General features: G+C 66.4%; 3 protein-coding genes. 1 reads left to right on the top strand and 2 read right to left on the bottom strand.

Features of this window, described 5'->3' with window-relative positions; all coding sequences use genetic code 11:
* Positions 1-339 (bottom strand): hypothetical protein (locus ACEN88_RS28060; RefSeq protein WP_413344935.1); only part of this gene is annotated, 339 nt, incomplete at its 3' end.
* A gap of 275 nt (positions 340-614) precedes the next feature.
* On the opposite strand from ACEN88_RS28060, the gene ACEN88_RS28055 reads away from it, so the two are divergent.
* Complete coding sequence (locus ACEN88_RS28055; protein WP_413344933.1) at positions 615-1,985, top strand: methyl-accepting chemotaxis protein; 1,371 nt, start codon at positions 615-617, stop codon at positions 1,983-1,985.
* A gap of 231 nt (positions 1,986-2,216) precedes the next feature.
* Here ACEN88_RS28055 and ACEN88_RS28050 read toward each other — a convergent pair.
* Positions 2,217-3,024, bottom strand: an 808-nt coding sequence (locus ACEN88_RS28050; protein ID WP_413344931.1) for an OmpP1/FadL family transporter, incomplete at its 5' end; no start/stop codon positions are given.

Raw genomic sequence — 3,024 nt, 5'->3', positions numbered from 1 at the left:
CCGCCACCGACCGCCAGGACTGGATCGCGCAGGGGGCACGGGCGCGACCGGCGTGACGGAAGGTAATCCATCCTCGCGCAGCCGCTGCAGGCGCGCGAGCTCCTGCGCGATCCAGTCCTGGCGGTCGGTGGCGGGAATGAAACCCCAGCCGTTGCCGGCGCGGTAACGGCGCGCGAGCGTGGTTGACAGCTCTTCCAGGCGGTCCAGTTCGATGCCGGCGGCGTAGTCGCCGAAGCTGGCCACCACGTTCTGGCGCAGCAGGAATACGGCGCAGGCGGCCACGGCGAGGATCGCCAGCAGGACCGAGGCAAACAAGCGATGACCGATCGAGAACTTCAAGGCGGAATGGGAAGGAATTGGCGAAGAGACATTTTAGGATAATTAAGTGTGGTAAATACGACGTGATAGCGCGCGTCTACCCGATTTGGCTGGACAGCCTATTGATTTTTCGCGAATGATGACATGTGTCCAGAATGCAGCTATATTTTCCTCTAATAAAAAATCGGCCGGTGAACCAATAGAGCCGACTACCCGGGAGACAAGTTATGTTGAATTGGTTGAAAACGACGCTCATACCGTCCGCGTCGGCGTTCGCGCCAACCGGACGGTCCGGCATGACGGCCCGCGTGCGCAGCCTCGTGCTGAATGCGCGCGACGGCAGCATCCGCACGGCGATCAACGCGGCGCGCCTGCGCAAGGAGGTCGACCAGTCGCTCGACAAGGCGCGCCAGCAGTACACCGCGTCGCGCGAGCTGGCGGCGTCGGCGCGCGAGGTGACGGCCCTGTCGGCCAGCGTGAAGGCCGGTACGGACGACATCGCGGGGACGGCGGGCCGTAACCTGGCCGTGGCGCGCGCGTCGATGGACGAGTTGTCGCACCTGGAAGCGCGCATGCGCGCGATCGAGGAAAAAGTGGATGGTTTCGCGCGCACCGTCGGGCAGCTGGACCACCATGCCCGCTCGATCAGCGAGTTCGGCGGCATCATCCAGCGCATCGCCAACCAGACCAACCTCCTGGCCATCAACGCCGCGATCGAAGCGGCGCGCGCGGGCGAAGCCGGCCGCGGTTTCGCCGTCGTCGCGGCCGAGGTGCGGCGCCTGTCGCAGCTGGTCAACGAAGAGACGACCAAGATCGCGGGCGTCAACAGCGAGATGCGCACGCTCGTCGAGTCGACCACCGGCGCCACCCAGGAGATCCTGGAAGGCGTGAACGTGTCGGCCCGCGAGGTCGGCCTGGCCGCCGGCCACTTCAAGACCTTCGTCGCCGATTTCGAGCGCATGACGGGCACCGTCAACGAGATGGCCGTCGCGATGCAGTCGCTGGACAGCATCAGCCAGTCGATCGGCCGCCAGGTCACGGACATGGCGACGAATGCGTCGGAGACGGGTAAATCGATGGCCGACGCGTCGCGCCGCGTCGACGAAGTGCGCGCGACGACCGAGGAAATGCAGGGCGTGCTGGCCGAGTTCCGCACGGGCGGCACGACGTTCGACGGCCTCGTGGAAGCGACGACGCAGCTGCGCGACGCCGTCGGCCGCTGCCTCGCGGGCCACCTGGCGCGCGGCGTGGACATCTTCGACCAGACCTACCGGCCGATCGAAGGTTCGGATCCGCCGCGCTTCACGACGGGCTACGACCGCGCCGTCGAGCGCGACCTGCAGGCGCTGTACGACCGCGTCCTGTCCGACCTGCCGGGGTGCACGTATGCGCTGGCGGTCGACAACAAGGGTTATGCGCCCACGCACAACGGCAAGTTCTCGCAGACCCCGACGGGCCGGCGCGACCACGATCTCGTCTACTGCCGCAATAAACGCATCTTCGACGACCCGGTGGGCGCGAAGCTGGCCGCGAACCGCAAGCCGTTCCTGTTCCAGACCTATCTGCGCGATACGGGGGAGGTGATCAACGACCTGTCCATGCCGCTCGAGATCGGCGGCCGGCATTGGGGGGCGGTGCGGGTCGGGTTCGATTCGTCGAAACTCTAAACACGTCGTTCCCGCGCAGGCGGGAACCCAATTTGCACGCGCTATCGCTGCACATGCAGAACTTGGATCCCCGCCTGCGCGGGGATGACGTTTGGGGTGTGGGGTGCGGCGCGGGTCGGGTTCGATTCGTCGAAACTCTGGAATCCCGTCGTTCCCGCGCAGGCGGGAACCCATAATGAAGCACCGAAGTCACTCAGCATGGATTCCCGCGTGCGCGGGAATGACGGGTGGTCAGAACTTGTAGTTGTACGCCAGGCCAAGCAACTGCATGCGGGTCTTCCACGTGCCGCGGGTCGTCTCGCCGTTGCCGGTGCAGCCCGTCATCACCGGATTGCAGTTGTTCGTGTAGTTGCCGCTCGCGTCGTTGAAGTGCAGCCAGCTGTACGCCAGGTCCAGCGACGAGGCCGGGGTCAGCTTCCAGTTCGCGCCGAACGACAGTTGCAGGCGGTCGGCGTCCGGCAGCGCCGCGTGGCGGAGCAGGTCGCCGCGGACCGGGGCGTCGTCGTGCGCGATGCCGCCACGCAGGGTCACGGCGTCGTTCAGCGCATAGTTCGCGCCCAGCGCCACGCGCACGGTGTTCTTCCACTGCTGGCGGATCACGAGGTCGCCTTCGTTGGTGCCGACGAACTGGATGTCGATGTCCTGCATGCGCGAGTTGCGCGTCCACGTCACGTCGGCCATGCCGGCCCATTTCGCATCGAACTGGTGGAAGGCGTTCAGCGACAGCGTCTCCGGCGTGCTGACGTCCACGCGCGCCGCGGAATTCGCGTGGTGCGAGGCGCCCTGCAGCACCTTGTTGACGACGGCGTCGCTCGTCACCGTCGAGAAGTCCCACAGCGCGCCGCCTTTCAGTTCATGCTTGATCGACGAGCGGTAGGCGATGCCGAAACGGGTATCCGGCGTCGGCGCGTACAGATAGCCCACGTTGAAGCCATAGCCCCAGTCCTTGCCGTCCACGCCCGCGTGCGCGTCGCCGGCCGTCGGAAGCAGCGCCGGGTTGCCGCCCAGCGCAGCGATCAGGCGCACCAGCGCGGCGCTG

The sequence above is a fragment of the Massilia sp. CT11-108 genome (assembly GCF_047302915.1).
Lineage (GTDB): Bacteria > Pseudomonadota > Gammaproteobacteria > Burkholderiales > Burkholderiaceae_D > Telluria > Telluria orientalis.
The sequence above is the reverse complement of the archived record's forward strand: the minus strand, read 5'-3'. Positions and strand labels throughout refer to the sequence as shown.